We start from the raw sequence: 20,428 nt of genomic DNA on the forward strand, positions 1-20,428 counted from the left end.
CCTTTATTCTTTAGTAAAATCGGCAGGATAGGTCACTTGTTGAACAATCCCTTCTTTCAGGCGTATCCATGTACGGAAGCTGCTTGCGTTTTCATCCAGCTCTATCACCCTCGCACCGTTTGTCAGATGGTTATAGACTGTATTACCGCCAGTATAACGTCCGTATGCCAGCAAGATGCCCTTCCATGACACAGCATAGTCGTCATCATGATCGTGTCCCACAAATACACCTCTCACATCTCCCATCTCTTTCATGGCAGTAAACAAGCCCGAATTTAATTGGGGAGCACATGCTTTTTCTTTACGAATACCATAAAGTATTGCGCTTTCGGAAGAGGCTGCCTGATTATACTCCGGCAAAGCTATATGAAAAAATGCATACGACGAAACCGGAACGCCATTATTTTCCGCAGTAAACTTCTTACTGTTCTCACGATACCACTGAATCTGGTCAAATTTGATATAATCGTATCCGTTCACCCCTTTTATCTGTGAATAAGAATGGGAATCGATGCAATAAAGAACCGTTGCATTGCGTTTTCCGTCCGACGACTTCACAGGCAGGATAAAATTGGTCACCCCCGAGATTCCCGGAGTGGTCTGTGTCAGGTTGTAAGGAACGGACTGGATAATCTTCAGCAGCTCTTCACGGGTCAATCCCTGCTCGTTATCATGATTCCCGAAAGTTACGGCAAAAGGAATCTCTCTTTTAGATACCAGATTCAATACCGTACGCATCCCTTCTTCCGCGGGTTTGCCATAAATCACGTCACCTGTGAAAAGAACAAGATCGGGTTTTTCCAAATCCAATACCTGATTGATACGCTCAACCGATATGTCCGAACGGGGGTCATTATAGATATAATGAACATCGGTAAACTGGACAATCTTGAATTTACTGTCTTTGTTGAACCGGAGAGTTTGCTGCTGTGCACTTGCCAGCTGAAGGCTTCCCAACAGGATAGCCAACAATAAATAAATTTGTTTCATGGTTATGATTATTTGGGTATAAAGAAGGACGCACAGGATATACCTGTGCGTTTACCTTCAAATGAGTAATAATTTACTGGAGAATCCACATTAACTTATTCACATCGTCCGAACCGTTGTACTGACGCTGAACAGCTTCGTTGGCGTTATCCGGATTATAACTGAATTCAGCCTCCGGATACATCCATCTTGTAGGGATCTTATCCTTTTCTGTATTCAGGTTCGTATTCGGATTGATAGGCAATACCGGATATCCTGTACGGCGGTAGTCATAGTAAGCGTCATACGGATGTTGCAGGAACGAGGCCAGATAACGTTGCAATAAGATCATCTCCAGGTCTTTTTCCTTATCACCGGATAACTGGATGACCGGTTGTGCCAAGTATTCCTGTATATACTCTTGGGTAATGGTACGTCCATGAGTATACTCTTCCTTATCAGGCGTGTTGTCCGCTATAAAATTCATGCTGGCTTCTATACCTTTCTTATAATAAGTAGAAGCATCTCCCGAAATCCAGCCGCGTACAGCTCCTTCAGCCAATATAAAGTTCTGCTCCGCATAGCTCAGGCGCATCAGAGGTTCCCCCTCCGGAATACGGGTATAACGAAGGTTAGCCATGCAGAATTCACCTTTTCCGTACAGAACGGAGATATTTGAATAGCTGTCCGAAGGATCTACCGAAAGATAAGCATCCCACTCGGACTCTTTCACCCCTTTGTCTGTCTGGGCTTTCGAAGGAGAAGCATAATAGAACATGCGGTAGTCATTGAACTTTTTCAGGTTATCGATAATCACGCTCGACATCATCAGATAGTCAGAATGCTTGTTTTGTGTATAGTAGAACGGATAAAGCTGTCCGGCCTTATTAGAATATACCAGTTGGAAGTTATCTGCATTCGATGTCATCAGCGAACCCGAGGCAGCCAGTCGGGCAAAGCGTTCTTTCACTTTCAGGTCTGCGTCCGCCTCTTTCTTACACAAGTGGGTCAGTACCTTCAGTTCGAATGCAACCACGGTCTTTTTCCAGTTTTCAGTGTCACCGCCAAAGATAGGGTCACCGTCAAAGTCATCACCCGATGAGAATAAAGTGTAAGCCTCTTCCAAATCTTCCAATACCTGGCGCATCACCTCTTTCTGTGTATCGTATTTAGGCTTCTGAACTCCCTCTTCGCCTTTCAAAGCATCACTGTAAGGGATATCGCCCACTTCCAATGATTTATAGAACAGCTTATAGGCCTTCATAAATTTAGCCAAAGCAGCATACGAGTCCTTATCTCCATCATTGGCCGCATCAATCATCTTCTGGCAGTTTGTGAGAATGGTATAACCGTCAAAATCGGTTCTGCCAAACAAATTGTACTGTTCATCCGAAGCATTCTCCGACCATGCGATCTGCTTGCTCAGCATACTGTGGTATACAAAATTCTTTGCAGCACCCTGTTGTGTGATATTCAGGATAAGTTTTGTCGCCAACATGGGGGCTGTCACCTTGGTTGCGGCATCCGGGTTCGTATTCAAATCATCAAACTTGTTACAAGATGCCAGGATAGCGGCACTTGCTGTAAGTAAAAGCAACGTTTTATTTATTAGTTTCATAATTTCCATTTTTACAAATCAAACTTAACATTAAATCCGACATATCTCATAGAAGGTGAATTCAGGTCGTCCGAATCCACATCCGGGTCAGCATACTTAAACTCTTTCATCCAGATCAATAAGTTCTGTCCGATCAAACCGAGTGTAACGCCTTTCATATGCAGTTTATCACATACTGATTTGGGCATTGTGTACAACAATGAAAGCTCACGCAATTTCAGGAATGTACAGTCGTGAACGTTCTGGTAAACCTTGCCACCCGACCACGGATTGTAGTTCTTGATATAGCTTTCATACGAAACCTGTGTATCGTTCGGTGCAAACACACGCGTATCACTGATAATCTTTCCGGTTGTGTCGTATTCAACCTTACCCGATACCACTTTCACACCCTGGCCCACATAGTTCTTTTTGCCGTTCACCACTTCATCATAACGCCATTTGTTATCACTATCGGGGTGTACACCGGTGTTCCACATGGTCTGCTCCGTACGAGAATAAGCCATACCGCCTACACGTCCGTCCAGCGAGATTCCCAAAGTCCATTCTTTATAGCGCAAGGTAGTGCTGAGACCCCAGATCCAGTCCGGATATTCATTACCCATTACCGACTGGTATTTGCTTTGTACGGGATAACCGTTTTCATGAATGATGTTTCCCTGAGGGTCACGTTCCCAGTCATAGATGCCATACCAGTCCCAACGTTTACCGGCAGCTACCCAAGGTTTCTGTGTAGAGTACACCGGGTCAACCTTAGCATAGAAGTAACGGTCACGGGCCCAGTTAGCATTCACTTCCCAATTCCAGTCTTTTGATTGGATCAAAGATGCTGTCAACGAAACTTCCACTCCCCGACGAACCTGCTCTTCATCATAGTTCACCAATGTTTTGGTAAAACCGGACGATCCACTGATTGTAGCTTCACGTGTCAGGTTGTATTTCAGCTTGTTATAATAAGAAATATCAAAGCGCAAACGGTTGTTCCATACATTGAAAGCAGTACCGATTTCGTAAGAACGCGCAGCAGTCGGTTCAAGGGTTGAACTGCGAATCATTTCCGGATATACGGCAGTATTCATTCCGTCCCATACGTTGGTGCTTACACTGTAAGCCTGATTCGTATCATAAATGCCCAAGTCGCTCTTCGTTACAGTCCAGGCACCTCTCAGTTTCCAGAAGTTCAGCCATTCGGGCATCTTCAGCAACTGCGACATGATGATACTTCCCGATACAGCCGGATAGAAATAAGAACGTGTTTCCGAGGGCAAAGTAGACGACCAGTCATTACGTGCCGTAACATCCACAAACACGGTGCTCTTCCAGGAAGCAGAGAATTTTCCGTAAATAGAATTCACCTGTTTTTGCTTGTATGAACTTGAAGAAGCAATCGGGTCAACCGATGCTTTCAGCGAATAATAGCCCGGAATGCTCAATCCGTTACGGGTATTCGATGATATGGCATCATCATAGTAATAATAGATGGTACCTCCGACAAAACCATCGATGGCAAAATCGCCAAAACTGTGGTTGGCAGATAACAAAGCATCACCATTGAAACTGAATCCGGTAGATTTGGATGTATAGAAGTATCCGTTCTTGTCCCATCCGCCGCGGGCACTCATTGCGTTTTTCTTTTCCGTACGGCTGGCATAAGCATCGGCACCGGCTCTCATTGAGAAGTTCAGCCAGGGCATGATGTCATATTTACCCGACAAGTAAGTATTTACTTTATCATAATCATTCGATGAAGTCATTTCATGCGCCAGATAATAAGGGTTATCATACCACACGTCATTCATCCAGTTCTGTTCTTCGTCTTTCTTTCTCCAATAGTTTTTATAGTCGCGCACATCATAATCGGTACCTGTCCATACCAACAGGTTGTAGATGTAACCGCCGCCGCCATAACCGGCTCCTTCACCATTGGGATAGAAACGCTTGTTGTAGATCGCGCCTCCTTCGAAACTCAGTTTGCCGAACTTCATGTCTCCACCTACCGAATAAGTAATCTTATTCAATCTCTGGTTCGGATATTGTCCCTTGTTATAAACATGCGACAAAGAAGAGCGGAAACTACCGTATTTACCGGTCTGGCTGATACTGATATTGTTATTGGTGATGAAACCTGTTTCCAGGAAGTTCTTAAAGTTGTCTTTACCTTTCGAAACCAACGGCATCTCTTTCCACTCATAAGTATACGGGTCATACTGTACGGCTGTACGGCCGATATCCAATTTATCACCCCAAACAAAGTCGGCAGCGGTATATTTACCTCCCTGACCGGTACTGTATCCGTGTTGCACTTCCGGCAACACCAGATAGCCGGCATTGAACATCGTACTACTGTTTACCGAAATATTCAGTCCTTCCTGGCTACCTTTCTTTGTAGTCACCATGATAGCTCCCGAACCTCCGCGGGCACCATACAAAGCCGATGCAGTAGCTCCTTTCAATACGTCAACAGACTCAATGTCATCTGCCGCGATATCATTCAGAGAAATATTGCTATACGGCACACCGTCCACAACCAATAACGGAGTCTCACCACGCAGTTTGAGGGTCGGAGCCGTATTGAACTCCGTACTGTTGGTTACGTTCAGACCGGCAACCTTACCGGTCAGTGAAGTAGCGATGTTAACAGGTTTCACAGTGGACAACTTACTTCCACCCACCTTCTGGACAGCGTAACCCAATGCCTTTTCTTCGCGTTTGATACCCAAAGCTGTTACCACCACTTCATCAAGCACTTCTGCGTCTTCCGCCATTTTAATTCTCAGCATGGTTTTTCCGTTCACCGGCACTTCCTGCTGTTGGTATCCGATAAAGGAAACGATCAGTACACCATTGGTAGGCACTTCCAATTTAAAGTTACCCTCCACGTTCGTAATCGTTCCGGTTCCCTGAGCACCTTTCAATTTGATGTTAGCCCCGATTATAGGCTCACCTACGGTATCTACGATGGTTCCCGATACTTGAATTGTATTCTTTTTCTGTTGGGGAGATGCAGCCAAAGACTGTGCTTCAGCCTCTTTGCGTACATGAAGAGAAATATAATTATCTGCGAAATTATAAGAAATATTATTCTTAGAGAGCACCTCGCTCAGTAAATCGGCCACCCTATGAGTACCTTTCTTCACACTTACCTGGCGAGAAGCATTGATTTCTGCATCACTATAGATAAACAGATAGTCTGTCTGTCTTTCAATTTCCGCCATAAACTCCTTTAACGGAAGTTGGTTTCGAGACATGTTTACCCTTGCATTTTGCGAGCTTACACCGGCATGTGCCTGAAGGATAAGCAGAAATAATAGCAAGACTGTGCATTTCATAATTCGCAAGATTTGAATAATTTCACGTTGTTTAATTGCATAAGATAACAGCAATAAGTTTTTTTTCATACTTTTGCAATGTAATAAGGTTAATACTTTGTTGTTTTTTATTAGGACCAGCCAAATGTGTTGACTTTATCGGGAGGGAAAGGTGTACCAGACCATTTCCTCCTTTTTTTCACTTCATACTGTTTTTCTATTTCATAGGCATCTGTTTTTAGTTAGAGTATCATCCGTATTTATCAATAAATAATAATTTCCTCTTCACTAACTATCTTGTATTTGAAAGGCATGGCACCTTGCAAAGCTTTTAAGATACTCTCCAAAGAATCACTTTGCCGGAATTTACCGGAAATACGTTGGGTTGCATTGACCGAACGTTCTATCTTGAAATTTACGTCATTCCATAAAGCGACACTGTTCAGCACTCTCCCGAAAGGTTCCGACAGGAAGCTCACTATTCCGTTCTTCAGGTATTCTTCATTATCAAAGTCCGATTCCCGCTTCATCAGACGGTCTCCCCACAGCACCGCCTTCTCTTTGGATTGCAGAAATACTTCATTCCTTATATCTGCCGGATCATAAATGTGAACACAGCCTTCTACAAGGTCTGTCTCAAATTCAGCACTATTCTTATAGGCCGATATATTGAATTTAGTTCCGAGCACTCTGACCCGATAGCCCTTGGCCGAAACGATAAACGGCTTTTCAGGATTCTTTGCCACATCAAAATAAGTAGCACCATCCAATTCTACTTTACGGTCCGACTCATTAAAAGATGCCGACAGGCGGAGACTGCTGCAAGGACTCAGCCAGGCAACGGTTCCATCCGGTAAATCCACTTTTACCCGCTGTCCCTTGGGAGCTGTAATCATAGTATAGTTTTTACCGAATTCCTCTGACAAGTATTGCTTTGTGACATAGAAAGTACCTGCAATCAACACCGCAAAAACAGCGGCATATTTCAAAGATACGGTAATTGTCCGCTTCAATCTTTTACGAAACAGGAGTTTCGCGAAATGCTGCTTCCCTTTTCGGCTGACTTCAGGATCGTCCTGCCGGGAAAGTATTCCGGTCAACGCTACTACATTCTGCATCCGGAGAAATTCTTTCTTCAGAGTTTCATCCGTCTCTATCCGGTCGAAAAGGTCTTTTTTCTCCCGGTCAGTCATTTCTCCTGCAAAATATTTATCTATTAGTTCATTCATTTTTTAGGGTTTCTATTAATAAGGCGTAACAGCCTTTAAAATCCACTAAAAGAAAAACAACTTTTTTCTCAAAAAACTTTTTTTCTTTGCAATCAGACCCGTGCAGCCAGAATAAAGCATCACAATCCCCTGTCCCGGCCTTTCATCGGTTTATACCTCTCCCTCTCCGGAAACCTCTTCTGAACAAGCCCATCACAAGATTAAAATCAAACACACAAAAGTCCCTGATCAAAGTTCGTCAGAATACTAAAGAAAATGGGATTCTCCATATCATACTGTCCATCTCAGCACTCAAGATGTGTATCTTAGCAGCCAAGATGCAGATCTCGGCAGCCAAGATGTCCATCTTAGCGGCTAAGATGAACTTTACATGCAGACCAGAAGATTTTTCAGTCATGACTTCACCACTTCATAAAGAAGCACATCCCATCAAGCAATGGACTTCTTAATGCACTTTCTCACTCTTAACGATCACCGCATTTGCCCGAAGACACCCTACTGATCCCAAACAATAAAACGGCCTCAGATGCAATTTCAAATGTCATCGACAGTTTGAAAAAGTCAGCATCTGCGGCCGTTTACAAAACCAGCTTTGTTCATGTGCCATTCTGTTTCCGGCACATCTCCCAAACGATTTCCTTATTTCTTCTTGATCCTCTGTGGAGGTACACCCTCAAAAGTCATCTTCACAGGTTTAATAAATCCGTCTTTGTCAAAAGTCATTTTGTCAATGCAAGTCGCGCGGTGATCGCGCGCATTATCATTCAGCGGACGACGATGATAAACAATATAATAATCATCCGACCCGGGAGCATGCAACACCGAGTGATGTCCGGCACTGGTTGCCACTGAAGAATCCTGCTCCAGAATTTTGGCTACACGTTTAAAAGGACCGAACGGAGAATCGGAAATAGCATAAGCTACAGAGTAATCAGGGCTTCCCCAACCTCCTTCACTCCACATAAAATAATATTTGCCGTCTTTCTTGAACATAAACGGTCCTTCGACATAATTTTCCGGAGTCACTTCTTTATAGATAGTACCGTCTTCGAAAGGTACCAATCCTGTAAAGTCATCGTTCAACTGCACTACATTGCAATGTCCCCAACCACCATAATACATATAATAACGCCCGTCATCATTGTACACAAACTGGTCGATCGGTTGCGCTCCATTCACTATCTCATTAATCAACGGCTTGCCCAGCAAATCTTTGTACGGTCCTTCCGGACGATCGCTGACTGCCACGCCAATGCCACCAATCTCTCCTTCGTGAACATCGTTCGCTCCAAAAAAGAAATAATATTTTCCATTTTTGCTAATCACCGAAGGAACCCACATCGCTTTCTTAGCCCATTTAACGGCTGTAGTATCCAGAACCGAAGCATGTTTGGTCCAGTTCACAAGGTCTTTGGAAGAGAAACAATCAAAGAAAGTCTGTTTTTCGTAAACATCGCTCCAAGTTGGAAAGATCCAATAAGTATCATCATAAATAATGCCTTCCGGATCGGCATACCACCCCTGGAGTACAGGATTACCACTCGTGGCCTTATGGGCAGCCACTTTCTTTTGCTGTGCAAAGCAGCAAGCACCGCCCACCATCAGGACGATGCAAATAACTAAGTGTTTCATTGTTGTGTTTTGAATATAAAATAAGTAATTCCTAATAGCTTGACAAAAATAGGGATTCTTTTTCAGATAATGAAAACAAAAAGGGGAAAGTAGTCTTTCAGTTCTTCTTTTAACTTGCGCAATGCGATGGCAATCTGATTCTCAACCGTATTGGGAGAAACATTCAGCCGTATAGCTATCTCTTTATAGCGGAGATTCTGCAAACGGCTCATAATAAATATTTCACGGCAACGCTCCGGCAAGCGATTGATGGCATTATTCAATATCTCCTCAATGTCAGCATCCGAAAGGCGATCGTTGTCAAATGCTTCCAATGAATATAGTTTCAGTTGGAGTTCCCTGTTTTCTATCTCCGAAAGCGAACCTTTACGGATATCACGAACCATCTCTTTACGAAAATAGTCGATACAACGGTTTTTTGCCAATGTAAACAGATAGGCATTCAGGTTCTGAAGTGTTTCGATGATATCTCTGTGTTCCCATAAATAGATAAAGATTTCCTGGACAATATTCTCCGATTCATCCTCTGAAATCAGATACGTTTGGGTAAAACGCAGTAACTTCGGAAAATAAACATCATAAATTTCTGAGAAACCGTCTTTTTTCATACTATCATCTGTTGTAACTAAAGGAACGATAATTATTACACAGGTTGCAAAGATATAAAAAGATTTAAAATTCATTATTACAAATATATGAATATTACTCTTATCTTTGTGAAAAACTAACATAAATACAACATGAAACATTTAGCAGTCTATTTTTTACTGGCATTGCAAGGAGTTCTGTTCAGCCTTTCACTCTCGGCCGCAACTCCTCAGAACACAATAGCCTATTGTGATGGGAACGTACGTTTTAGCATTCTCACAGATGGAGTTATCCGTATGGAATGGAGTCCTTCGGGTACGTTTACCGACGCCCCATCATTTGTAGCAATCCACCGTAACTTACCGGTTCCGGAGTACACGGTACAAAATAAAAGTGCGGTGGTAGTGATAAGTACCGCCCGTATGAAATTGAAATATAAAAAAGGGAAAGGTCCTTTTACGAAAGATAATTTAACGATTACATCGGCCAAAGGAATGTTGCCCTTCGAGTGGACACCCGGTACAACGCAAAAGGGAAACCTGAAAGGGACGGACCGCACACTGGATGGTTTTGAAGGAAACCACAACATATACAGCCATCAGGACATGAAGCTGGAAGACGGTCTTCTCTCAACAGACGGATGGACTCTGATTGACGATTCAAAAAATTTCCTGTTTGATGATTCGGAATGGCCCTGGGTAGAGACACGTGAAAATAAAGACGGACAAGACTGGTACTTCATGGCCTATGGACACGACTACAAAGCTGCCCTGAAAGATTATACAGCCTTTGCGGGAAAAGTTCCTCTCCCACCCCGGTACGCATTCGGCTATTGGTGGTCAAGATATTGGAGTTATTCGGACAAGGAGATGCGGCAATTGGTGGACAACTTCCACACTTATAATATTCCTCTGGATGTATTGGTGGTAGACATGGACTGGCACTATACCGAACCGGGATTCGGCGGATGGACAGGATGGACATGGAATCGCCGACTCTTTCCGGATCCTGCCAAATTCCTCGGTTATCTGAAAGACAATGACTTAAAGATTACCCTAAATCTACATCCTGCCGATGGTGTGGCCCCTTATGAAGAAAAATATCCGGAGATGGCACAATGGATGGGAATAGATACGGCTAAACACGAACCTATCCCCTGGGTAGTTTCGGACAAACATTTTATGAACGGTATGCTGAACAAGGTACTCCGCCCCATGGAAAAACAAGGAGTAGACTTCTGGTGGCTCGACTGGCAGCAATGGATGTATGATAAGAAAATGGACAGCCTCAGTAATACCTGGTGGATCAATTATGTTTTCTTCTCGGATATGGAGCGTAACCGTGATACGCGTCCGATGCTCTATCATCGCTGGGGAGGACTGGGCAATCACCGTTACCAGATCGGCTTCTCGGGAGATGCTGTCATATCATGGAAATCGCTTGAATTCCAACCTTACTTTACTAACTGCGCCTCCAATGTATTGTATGGTTACTGGAGCCATGACATCGGTGGGCACATGTTCAAAGGCGGTGAAAAAGAAATACTCGATCCGGAACTTTTCACCCGCTGGATGCAATACGGTGCTCTGACACCCGTGATGCGAACTCACTCTACAAAGAATGCGGTCCTGAATAAAGAATTATGGAATTTCAAAGGGGATTATTTCGAAGCCTTACGTAACTCGATCCTATTCCGCTACCAACTGGCTCCTTATATATATACGATGGCCCGGGAGACTTACGATAATGGTATTTCTATCTGCCGCCCGATGTATTACGATTATCCTGAAGCCAAAGAGGCATACGATTTCAGAAACGAATACATGTTTGGCGACCAGATTTTGGTAGCCCCCATCACTACTCCCATGCAAAACGGACTTTCCACAGTAAAGGTGTGGCTGCCGGAAGGTAACGACTGGTTTGAATGGACAACCGGAACCTTGTTGAAAGGAGGACAGACAGTAGAGCGCTCGTTTACACTGACCGAATATCCGGTATACGTAAAAGCGGGCTCCGTACTCCCTCTTTACAACCGGGTGAAGAATCTGAACAGCAATAACGAAGAGATTATCGTAAATGTATTCCCCGGAGGAAGCGGTTCGTTCTGTTTCTATGAAGACAACGGCAATGATAAATATTATGCCGACGAATATGCCCGTACCCGGATGGCCTGTGAACGAAAAGATAATCTTTTAACCGTAACGATTGCTCCTCGGAAAGGCAGCTATCGCAACATGCCGCTTAACCGTCAGTTTAAGATAAAAGTATTAGGTTCCGCCATTCCGGAAGCAATCACCGTGAATGGAAGCAAAGCAGAATATGAATACATCGGTGATGAATTGGCATTACTGATCACTCTACCGGAAACATCGTGCAGCCAGGGAAACACGATAGAAATTCAATATCCGACTTCTATCCCGGAATTAAATGACGGAATGGTTTCACAATTCAAACGATTCAGCAAGGCTGTCACCGCGCTCAAATACCGGGATGCCGGGATCGTATTGACCCCTGCCATGGGAGCAACCGAAGCGACCAGCATTGCACTGAATTACTCGCCCGAACGTTTTAACAAACTGATAGAAGCATTCAAAAGAAACTATAGTCAAATGCCGGAAATGCTCAAGGAGCAAAAACTGAACGAGACTAATACCCAATGGTTTTTGGAAACAATCGGCTGGAAAAAATAGAATCACTTACATCTTATATTTTTTCCCACGAAACATTGCAAATCCAAGTAAAACTGATATCTTTGATAGAAATAGATATCACCTATCCATGGATTGAAATTATCTATTTGACGAGTAAACAATTTAGCGCTACTTTTGTCAAGTAATAACACGGAAGAGGAGCTGTAAAAGACTTCACATCATTGAAAGCTTTGTTTCCGGTAAAAACCAAAACTATATGGAAAAGAAAAAACTTACAGCAGCTAATGGTCGTCCTATTGCCGACAACCAAAACAGCCAGACAGCAGGCCCCCGCGGGCCAATCATGCTACAAGATCCATGGTTGATTGAGAAACTCGCTCATTTCGATCGTGAAGTGATCCCCGAACGCCGTATGCACGCTAAAGGCTCCGGAGCTTACGGCACATTTACCGTCACACACGATATCACCAAGTACACACGAGCCGCTATCTTCAGCCAGGTAGGTAAACAGACAGAATGTTTCGTACGTTTTTCAACTGTAGCAGGAGAACGCGGAGCCGCCGATGCAGAACGCGATATCCGTGGATTTGCCATGAAGTTTTATACAGAAGAAGGAAACTGGGATCTGGTAGGTAACAATACCCCTGTGTTCTTTCTGCGCGATCCTCTGAAATTCCCCGATTTGAACCATGCAGTAAAACGTGACCCACACACCAACATGCGTAGTGCCAATAACAATTGGGATTTCTGGACCCTATTGCCTGAAGCCCTCCATCAAGTAACCATTACAATGAGTCCGCGCGGTATTCCGGCTTCTTATCGCCACATGCATGGATTCGGCAGTCATACTTATAGTTTCCTAAATGCTGAGAACAAACGTATCTGGGTTAAATTCCACTTGAGAACCATGCAGGGCATCAAGAACCTGACTGATCAGGAAGCTGAAGCCATCATAGCCAAAGATCGTGAATCACATCAACGTGACTTGTACGAAAGTATCGAACGAGGTGATTTTCCGAAATGGAAATTCCAGATCCAGCTGATGACAGAAGAAGAGGCTGACAACTATCGCATCAACCCGTTTGACCTTACCAAAGTTTGGTCGCACAAAGATTTCCCGTTACAGGATGTAGGTATCCTTGAACTGAACCGTAACCCGGAAAACTATTTCGCAGAAGTAGAACAATCGGCTTTCAACCCGATGAACATTGTTGAAGGTATCGGTTTCTCTCCCGACAAGATGTTACAGGGACGCCTATTCTCTTACGGCGATGCACAACGCTATCGACTGGGAGTAAACTCTGAACAGATTCCGGTGAACAAGCCACGTTGCCCGTTCCACGCATTCCATCGCGACGGAGCTATGCGAGTGGATGGCAATTATGGCTCGGCCAAAGGCTACGAACCGAACAGCTATGGTGAATGGCAAGACTCTCCGGATAAAAAGGAACCGCCTCTGAAGGTTCATGGAGATGTATTCAACTATAACGAACGCGAATACGATGACGATTACTATAGCCAACCGGGTGACTTATTCCGACTGATGCCTGCGGATGAACAACAATTATTGTTCGAAAATACCGCACGTGCTATGGGCGATGCAGAACTGTTTATCAAACAACGGCATGTGCGCAACTGCTACAAAGCTGATCCGGCTTATGGTGCAGGAGTAGCCTGTGCCTTGGGTATTAATCTGGAAGAAGCATTGAAAGAATAATTTTCTCTCTTTTTATATGCGCCTTAAATGTTAGACAATAACATTTATGGCGCATTTTTATATCAATGATTCGTCGTCTTCCGTTATTTGTCTATCACAATGCCTTCCACAGTTTCTGGAAATCATTATATTTACCGTAGCATACCAATACGTCATCCGGACGAATCTTGGCATTCTCGGGCAATTCGTTCACTATCTTGTGCTCTACCAACGAAATGCCCAAGCAATTCTTGATGGTATTGGAGCGTTTCAGTCCTATCAGCTTTAAATGAAACTCTTCATCCAGATTTAACTCATTGACAAAATAGCCTACAAATTTCTCGGGAACATTGAATTTGACTACATAGTATTCCGAATCTATCCGGAAAGTTTCCATCTTTGTACCAAAATCCAGCAACTGCACCAAACTTCGGGCGGCATCTTCTTCCGGAGTCAGTATCTTCTCCAGTCCAAATGCTTCAAGCACTGCTTTGTGTACTCCGTCGATGGCACGTGCATAAATATGTTGCACCTGCTTTTGCTTCAACATAGCCACCACACGGATTGAAGCTCCGAAATTCTCACCAATGGCAACAATCACCATATCAACACTGTTAAGAGGCAAAACGGAAAGAGACTGCTCGTCCGTCGCATCGATTACAAAGGCGGTGGCAATCTTATCTTTTATGCTATCTACCCGTCCTTCGTCCAAATCGGCCCCTATCACCTCGTGCCCTAAGGCGGAAAGTTCCTCAGCCAGCACATGACCGTAGTTTCCAAGACCAATAATAATGTATTTCATAATAAATTCAACTGATTAGTTTATGATAATGTTATCGCTCGGATAACGGTATTTTGTATTCTTTTTCTGTTTCACGATGCCCAGCACCAGAGTGATAAATCCTACACGGCCGATAAACATAAGCAGAGATACCAGCAACTTACTTTCATCACACAGCAAAGGAGTGGCATTCAGACTGGAGCCAACCGTACTTAAAGCCGACACACATTCAAACGTCAGGGTCATGATAGACATCTTGGGTTCCAGTATGCTCAGAATAAAGACAAACACAAACAAGATTCCCAAAGAAACGACTACCGCAGCATTGGAACGTCGGATGGAGTCATGTGACAACTCACGGCCAAATACCTCCACTCTTTCGGTTCCTCTCAGCACAGCGATCAGGTTGAGTGAGGCAACAGCAAAAGCATTTACTTTCACACCACCGGCTGTGGACTGTGCCGCACCACCGATCCACATCAGGACTATATAAAGCATGATGGTTTGTATGCTCAGTGAAGTCAGGTCTACACTGCTGAATCCGGCGGTTCGGGGGCAAGTGGCATTGAAGAAAGCCTGTGTCCACTTATCGGCAACCGACATGCCTGCAAACGAATGATTCCACTCGAAAAAAGCAATGGCAAGCGTTCCGAAAACCAGTAGCAGAACAGTCATTATCAATACAATCTTAGTATTAAGATTGAACAGATGATGTACCTGATGATTGTCCCACTGGCGGGTACGGATCAAACGCCAGAAACGACGGGCATGGTAAACTATAATATCTTTAAAATTAACCAGAATCGGAAATCCGATTCCACCAAAAATAATCAGGAAAGACACGGTTATATACAGCCAGTTATGCTGGGTCATAATCATCGGATTGCCTAAATTACCAGGCAACGTAGAAAATCCGGCATTACAAAAGGCAGAGATGGAATGAAAGGCAGAAAAAGCCAGTTCATCCTGAACATCCATCCCCAGCGTACCATGTATACTGAACCAGATAGAAAGCATGCCTATCCCCTCAATGACCAATGTAAAACCTAATATGTACAATAAAGTAGAGAATAACGACCCCAATGAATTGGAACTTACCATATCACGTACGACCAACTGATTGTACAAAGAAGTATTTCCCATGAAGAACATGGCAAAGAAACTGGTCAGTGTCATCACTCCCAGACCACCGATCTGAATCAAAAGAATGATAACTGTCAGTCCGGCCGGCGTAAAAGTAGCGGATACGTCAACGGGAACCAACCCGGTTACGCAGACGGCACTGGTAGAAGTAAACAACGCGTCGACCCACGATAAGGTAACCCCCTCCACAGTACAACGAGGCAACATCAACAACCCCGATCCGATAAATATAATCACCAGGAAGCTGACAGCCAGAATCAAAGAAGGATTGGTTCTCCTGCCCAACAATCGTACCAGCCCATTAGACAAATTCAGTAAGGAGAAAAGCAACAGCAAGACAATATGGTAAAAGTAACCGTGCAGGAATTCCCACAGATGCAGAATAGCCCCTCCCTCCTCGGGCCGATGGAAGATAACAGGAATCAAAGTCAGATACAGTAACCAGCTCAGTATCCAGGCCAACTTCCGGAAATTCTTTTTCGTATCTCTATATTCAAGCAGGATATGCAGCGTAACGTCGATCAGGAATATAATCCAAACCGTCTTATAAAGAAGATGTATTTTCGTAACTTCATGGGCAGAGAGCGTAAAGCCATGTTCGTAAATCACTCCGACTATCAGCATGATGGAAGCCAGATAGGTGATAATTGCCATTAATCGTAGCAAAAGTCGTACGTAAGGCTGCAACAATTTATTCTGGTACAAAAAGAATTTATGATAAATCTTCATCGGATTGCATATTAATAGAGTCGCACAAACTTAACTAAAATAACAAACATATCCGATTCTTTGTTGCTGAAATCATATAATTCTTAAAAATTATACTTACTTTTGGCATCAGAATAATCAAATAACTACAATATTATGAGCGACAAGAAAAAAAGGTACATACTGCCTGAAGAAGAAATTCCGCATTACTGGTACAACATACAAGCCGACATGGTGAACAAGCCGATGCCCCCGTTGCATCCGGGAACCAAACAGCCATTAAAGGCAGAAGATCTGTATCCGATCTTCGCGGAAGAGCTTTGCCGCCAGGAACTGAACCAAACCGACCAATGGATAGAAATACCGGAAGAGGTTCGTGAAATGTACAAATATTACCGCAGTACTCCATTGGTCCGTGCCTATGGGCTGGAAAAAGCATTAGGCACACCGGCACATATTTATTTCAAGAATGAAAGTGTCAGCCCGATGGGTTCGCACAAATTAAACTCGGCCATTCCACAAGCTTATTATTGTAAAAAAGAAGGTGTACAGAATGTAACAACTGAAACCGGTGCCGGACAATGGGGAGCTTCTCTGGCTTACGCCGCCAAACTTTTCGGTTTGGAAGCAGCCGTTTATCAAGTGAAAATCAGTTATGAGCAGAAACCTTACCGCCGTAGCATCATGCAGACCTATGGTGCCCAGGTGACTCCTTCGCCTTCGATGTCGACCCGTGCAGGAAAAGATATTCTGACTGCACACCCGAATCATCAGGGCTCATTGGGTACCGCCATCTCTGAAGCCATCGAACTGGCTCAAACTACTCCAAACTGTAAATATACATTAGGTTCCGTTCTGAGCCATGTCACCCTGCACCAGACCGTGATCGGCCTGGAAGCTGAAAAACAAATGGCAATGGCAGGTGAATATCCCGATATGGTGATCGCATGCTTTGGTGGTGGTTCCAACTTCGGTGGCATCGCGTTCCCATTCATGCGCCATAACATCCTTGAAGGTAAAAAAACACGCTTCATTGCTGCCGAACCGGCATCTTGCCCGAAGCTGACCCGCGGTAAGTTTCAATACGACTTCGGCGACGAAGCAGGATATACCCCACTGTTGCCTATGTTTACATTGGGGCACAACTTTGCTCCGGCCAACATCCACGCCGGCGGACTTCGCTACCACGGTGCAGGAGTGATCGTTTCGCAACTCCTCAAAGACAAACTGATGGAAGCTGTCGATATCAGCCAACTGGAATCTTTCGAAGCCGGATGCCTGTTCGCACAGGTTGAAGGTATTATTCCTGCTCCGGAATCTTGCCACGCCATCGCAGCCGCCGTTCGTGAGGCAAACAAATGCAAAGAAAGCGGAGAAGAGAAAGTGATTCTGTTCAACCTGTCCGGTCACGGACTGATCGATATGGCTTCGTATGACAAATACCTGTCCGGTGACTTGGTAAACTATTCGCTTACAGATGATGATATCCAAAAGAATCTGGATGAAATAGGCAATCTGGCTTAACCGTCGGATACCATCAGAGCTTTTGCCCCATAACAATATATGTAATCACTCATTACATATATTGTTATGGGGCAAAACATATATTGTTACGGAAATGTTATCTTTGCATATGAATCAAAGAAAAGAATATGAAATATATCGGAGCACATGTCAGTGCATCAGGAGGCGTTGAGTTCGCTCCTGTCAATGCACACGAAATCGGGGCCAACGCATTTGCCCTCTTTACTAAAAATCAACGCCAGTGGGTCAGTAAGCCACTAACCGAAGATAGTATCCGTCTCTTCAAAGAAAATTGTGAGAAATTCGGCTTCGCCCCCGAATACATTCTCCCGCACGATAGTTACCTGATAAACCTGGGACATCCCGAAGAAGAGGGACTGTCCAAAAGCCGGGCTGCCTTCCTTGACGAAATGCAACGTTGCGAACAATTGGGACTGAAATTGCTGAACTTCCATCCCGGCAGCCACCTCAACAAGATACCGGTGGAAGAATGTCTGGATCGGATCTCAGAAAGCATCAATCTGACTTTGGAAAAGACCCAAGGAGTAACTGCCGTTATTGAAAATACTGCCGGACAAGGAAGCAACCTGGGAAATGAATTCTGGCAGCTGAAGTACATCATCGACCGCGTGGAGGATAAAAGTCGTGTAGGGGTTTGTCTGGACACCTGCCACACTTTTACAGCCGGTTATGACTTTCTGAATGATTATGATGATGTCTTCGGAGAATTCGGTGAAGTAGTCGGATTTGAATATCTGCGGGGGATGCACCTCAATGATTCCAAAAAAGAATTAGGTAGTCGAATAGATCGTCACGACAGCATCGGTAAGGGACTAATCGGTTTCGCTTTCTTTGAGAAACTAATGAAAGATCCCCGTTTCGACAATATGCCATTAATTCTGGAGACCATTGACGAAACACTGTGGCCCGAAGAAATAGCCTGGCTGAGAGAACAAGCTCAATAGATATTGGCCATACTTACCAAAGGTTCGTATAATTTCTCAATATCTTGTGCATCCATCTCGATCTGCACCTGGTCCCCCGGAACAAGTTTTTGCTTTGCCGGGGGTATATCTTTCCGATCACGGTGTATATTGATAATCTCACAACGTTCCGGCAATAGTAATTCGCTTACCGTCTTTCCATCAAAATACGAACCACTCATCACTTCGACAGAAAGAGTATAGCGCTTCTCCTCCTGAAAGTCAGGAGAACTGATCATGTCATCATAAAGTGTCACATTAAACGGCTGGATCTGCAACATCTCCGTAAAATAGTAGGTCAGCCCTCCCACAACAATGGAGGGGTAGAAAACCTCCAGATGTCCGGTGATCTCGGTAATCAAAACGATTGCTGTCAAAGGAGTCCGGATCACCGCAACCAAAAAAGCAGACATACATATCAGCATGACATAGCTGATATTTTCGTATCCGATAATGCCCTGACGTACCAGAATCAAAGCAACGATCTGTCCGATCAGTCCCCCGGTAACCAGAGTGGGAATAAAACTTCCTCCCGGCAATCCGGAAGAAAACGAAAGCACACTAAAAACAAAATGCAAAATCATCATACCTACAATCCACATAATATGGGTGTCAGCATGCATCGCCTGCTCCAATAAAAATTGTTCACCTCCACCGGTCAGATTCACTTCCGTGAGTGAAATTAAATAAGCAATAAACAACAAATAGAGCATCTTCACATAAGCCGGATGCTTGATGGCCGGATAAAGTCGCTTAAACCAAACTGTAATAACCGAATAAATCTTACCGGATACGGAAATTACCGCAGCCAGCAATAAGAACAATTTGACTTGTGAAGAAAAAACCAGTCCGGGAGAAATAGCGTCAATCTGGAAATAAGGGTTAATGGGAAAGATCATACTCGCCACACCACCTGCCACCACTCCGGCGAGCAAAGTGGTTATGGCGGTCTTAGGTGCATCAAAACGTTCGATAGACTCAATGACCAATAACGAAGAAGCCAAGGGAGCGGCAAAAGCAGCAGCCAATCCGGCACCTGCACCGGCGGCAAGCAGTTGTTTTCGTTCACCGGCAAGCACTCTTCCCCATTTAGACACCAGACAACCGATATAAGAACCGATCTGCACGGAGGGCCCCTCACGTCCCAAAGATAAACCGGCACTCAACGCCAACACTCCTCCCACAAACTTAGATACTAACTCTATAAAAGGATGCTTGTAGGAGATACGTCCGTTAATCACTCCACGGGTTTGAGGAATCCCCCCACCGGTGATCAACGGCATCTTTTTCACCAGCCACATCACAAATAAGAGGATACCCCATAAAGACAAAAAGATAGGAATATGCCAATACCAATGTGGCTGTGAATCAAAAAAGTTTCTACGAGTATTAAAAAAGAATTGTAACAGATAGTGATAGGGTACAGCAACAAGCCCTGTCAACAATCCCACGAATATACTGACAAAATAAAGACGGGCATCTATCAATTTCAGCTTCCATACCCGCCATTTCCTCATATCCTCTAAATCACCTGATTTTCCAAACATATCTCCGTCCGTTATACCGTTGCAGAGTACAACAACTAAGAGATAGCTTGG

Annotated in this window: 13 protein-coding genes; 4 read left to right on the forward strand and 9 right to left on the reverse strand. The window is 44.1% G+C overall.

All coding sequences use genetic code 11. The features are described from left to right. Positions 1–3: 3 nt before the first annotated feature. From ISX59_RS04375 to ISX59_RS04400, 6 genes are all read right to left on the reverse strand, one after another. Positions 4–990 carry a metallophosphoesterase family protein gene (locus ISX59_RS04375; protein WP_217737761.1) on the reverse strand — a complete coding sequence of 329 codons (987 nt, stop codon included), beginning with the start codon at positions 988–990 and terminating at the stop codon, positions 4–6. 73 nt (positions 991–1,063) lie between these two features. Further along, positions 1,064–2,587, reverse strand: a complete 1,524-nt coding sequence (locus ISX59_RS04380) for a SusD/RagB family nutrient-binding outer membrane lipoprotein (RefSeq protein ID WP_220575697.1) — start codon at positions 2,585–2,587, stop codon at positions 1,064–1,066. Positions 2,588–2,598: 11 nt separating this feature from the next. Next, positions 2,599–5,985: a SusC/RagA family TonB-linked outer membrane protein gene (locus ISX59_RS04385; protein WP_220575698.1), complete on the reverse strand. Its 3,387-nt coding sequence runs from the start codon at positions 5,983–5,985 to the stop codon at positions 2,599–2,601. A gap of 173 nt (positions 5,986–6,158) precedes the next feature. After that, positions 6,159–7,124 carry a FecR family protein gene (locus ISX59_RS04390; RefSeq protein WP_220575699.1) on the reverse strand — a complete coding sequence of 322 codons (966 nt, stop codon included), beginning with the start codon at positions 7,122–7,124 and terminating at the stop codon, positions 6,159–6,161. A 639-nt stretch (positions 7,125–7,763) separates the two neighbouring features. Continuing rightward, complete coding sequence (locus tag ISX59_RS04395) at positions 7,764–8,756, reverse strand: glycoside hydrolase family 43 protein (protein ID WP_220575700.1); 993 nt, start codon at positions 8,754–8,756, stop codon at positions 7,764–7,766. A 62-nt stretch (positions 8,757–8,818) separates the two neighbouring features. Continuing rightward, positions 8,819–9,364: an RNA polymerase sigma-70 factor gene (locus tag ISX59_RS04400; protein WP_032529786.1), complete on the reverse strand. Its 546-nt coding sequence runs from the start codon at positions 9,362–9,364 to the stop codon at positions 8,819–8,821. 132 nt (positions 9,365–9,496) lie between these two features. Between ISX59_RS04400 and ISX59_RS04405 the strand changes: the two genes are divergently transcribed. Beyond that, positions 9,497–12,034 carry a glycoside hydrolase family 31 protein gene (locus ISX59_RS04405; protein WP_220575701.1) on the forward strand — a complete coding sequence of 846 codons (2,538 nt, stop codon included), beginning with the start codon at positions 9,497–9,499 and terminating at the stop codon, positions 12,032–12,034. A 217-nt stretch (positions 12,035–12,251) separates the two neighbouring features. After that, positions 12,252–13,712: a catalase gene (locus ISX59_RS04410; RefSeq protein ID WP_005809771.1), complete on the forward strand. Its 1,461-nt coding sequence runs from the start codon at positions 12,252–12,254 to the stop codon at positions 13,710–13,712. 94 nt (positions 13,713–13,806) lie between these two features. On the opposite strand, the gene ISX59_RS04415 is transcribed toward ISX59_RS04410, so the two are convergent. Both ISX59_RS04415 and ISX59_RS04420 read right to left on the reverse strand, forming a co-directional pair. Beyond that, positions 13,807–14,493 carry a TrkA family potassium uptake protein gene (locus ISX59_RS04415; RefSeq protein WP_005775954.1) on the reverse strand — a complete coding sequence of 229 codons (687 nt, stop codon included), beginning with the start codon at positions 14,491–14,493 and terminating at the stop codon, positions 13,807–13,809. A 15-nt stretch (positions 14,494–14,508) separates the two neighbouring features. Next, positions 14,509–16,344: a TrkH family potassium uptake protein gene (locus ISX59_RS04420; RefSeq protein ID WP_005809772.1), complete on the reverse strand. Its 1,836-nt coding sequence runs from the start codon at positions 16,342–16,344 to the stop codon at positions 14,509–14,511. A 135-nt stretch (positions 16,345–16,479) separates the two neighbouring features. On the opposite strand from ISX59_RS04420, the gene ISX59_RS04425 reads away from it, so the two are divergent. Both ISX59_RS04425 and nfo read left to right on the forward strand, forming a co-directional pair. After that, positions 16,480–17,847 (forward strand): TrpB-like pyridoxal phosphate-dependent enzyme, encoded by a 1,368-nt coding sequence (locus tag ISX59_RS04425; protein WP_005809773.1) that lies wholly within the window; start codon positions 16,480–16,482, stop codon positions 17,845–17,847. A 128-nt stretch (positions 17,848–17,975) separates the two neighbouring features. Continuing rightward, positions 17,976–18,812, forward strand: coding sequence for a deoxyribonuclease IV (nfo, locus tag ISX59_RS04430; protein WP_032540702.1), 837 nt, complete (start codon positions 17,976–17,978; stop codon positions 18,810–18,812). Here nfo and ISX59_RS04435 read toward each other — a convergent pair. Beyond that, on the reverse strand, positions 18,806–20,377 hold the full coding sequence (locus tag ISX59_RS04435) for a ClC family H(+)/Cl(-) exchange transporter (RefSeq protein WP_005775949.1): 1,572 nt from the start codon (positions 20,375–20,377) through the stop codon (positions 18,806–18,808). The two genes, nfo and ISX59_RS04435, sit on opposite strands and share 7 nt — an antisense overlap. Positions 20,378–20,428: the final 51 nt, after the last annotated feature.

The sequence above is a fragment of the Bacteroides sp. FSHCM14E1 genome (assembly GCF_019633785.1).
GTDB lineage: Bacteria > Bacteroidota > Bacteroidia > Bacteroidales > Bacteroidaceae > Bacteroides > Bacteroides hominis.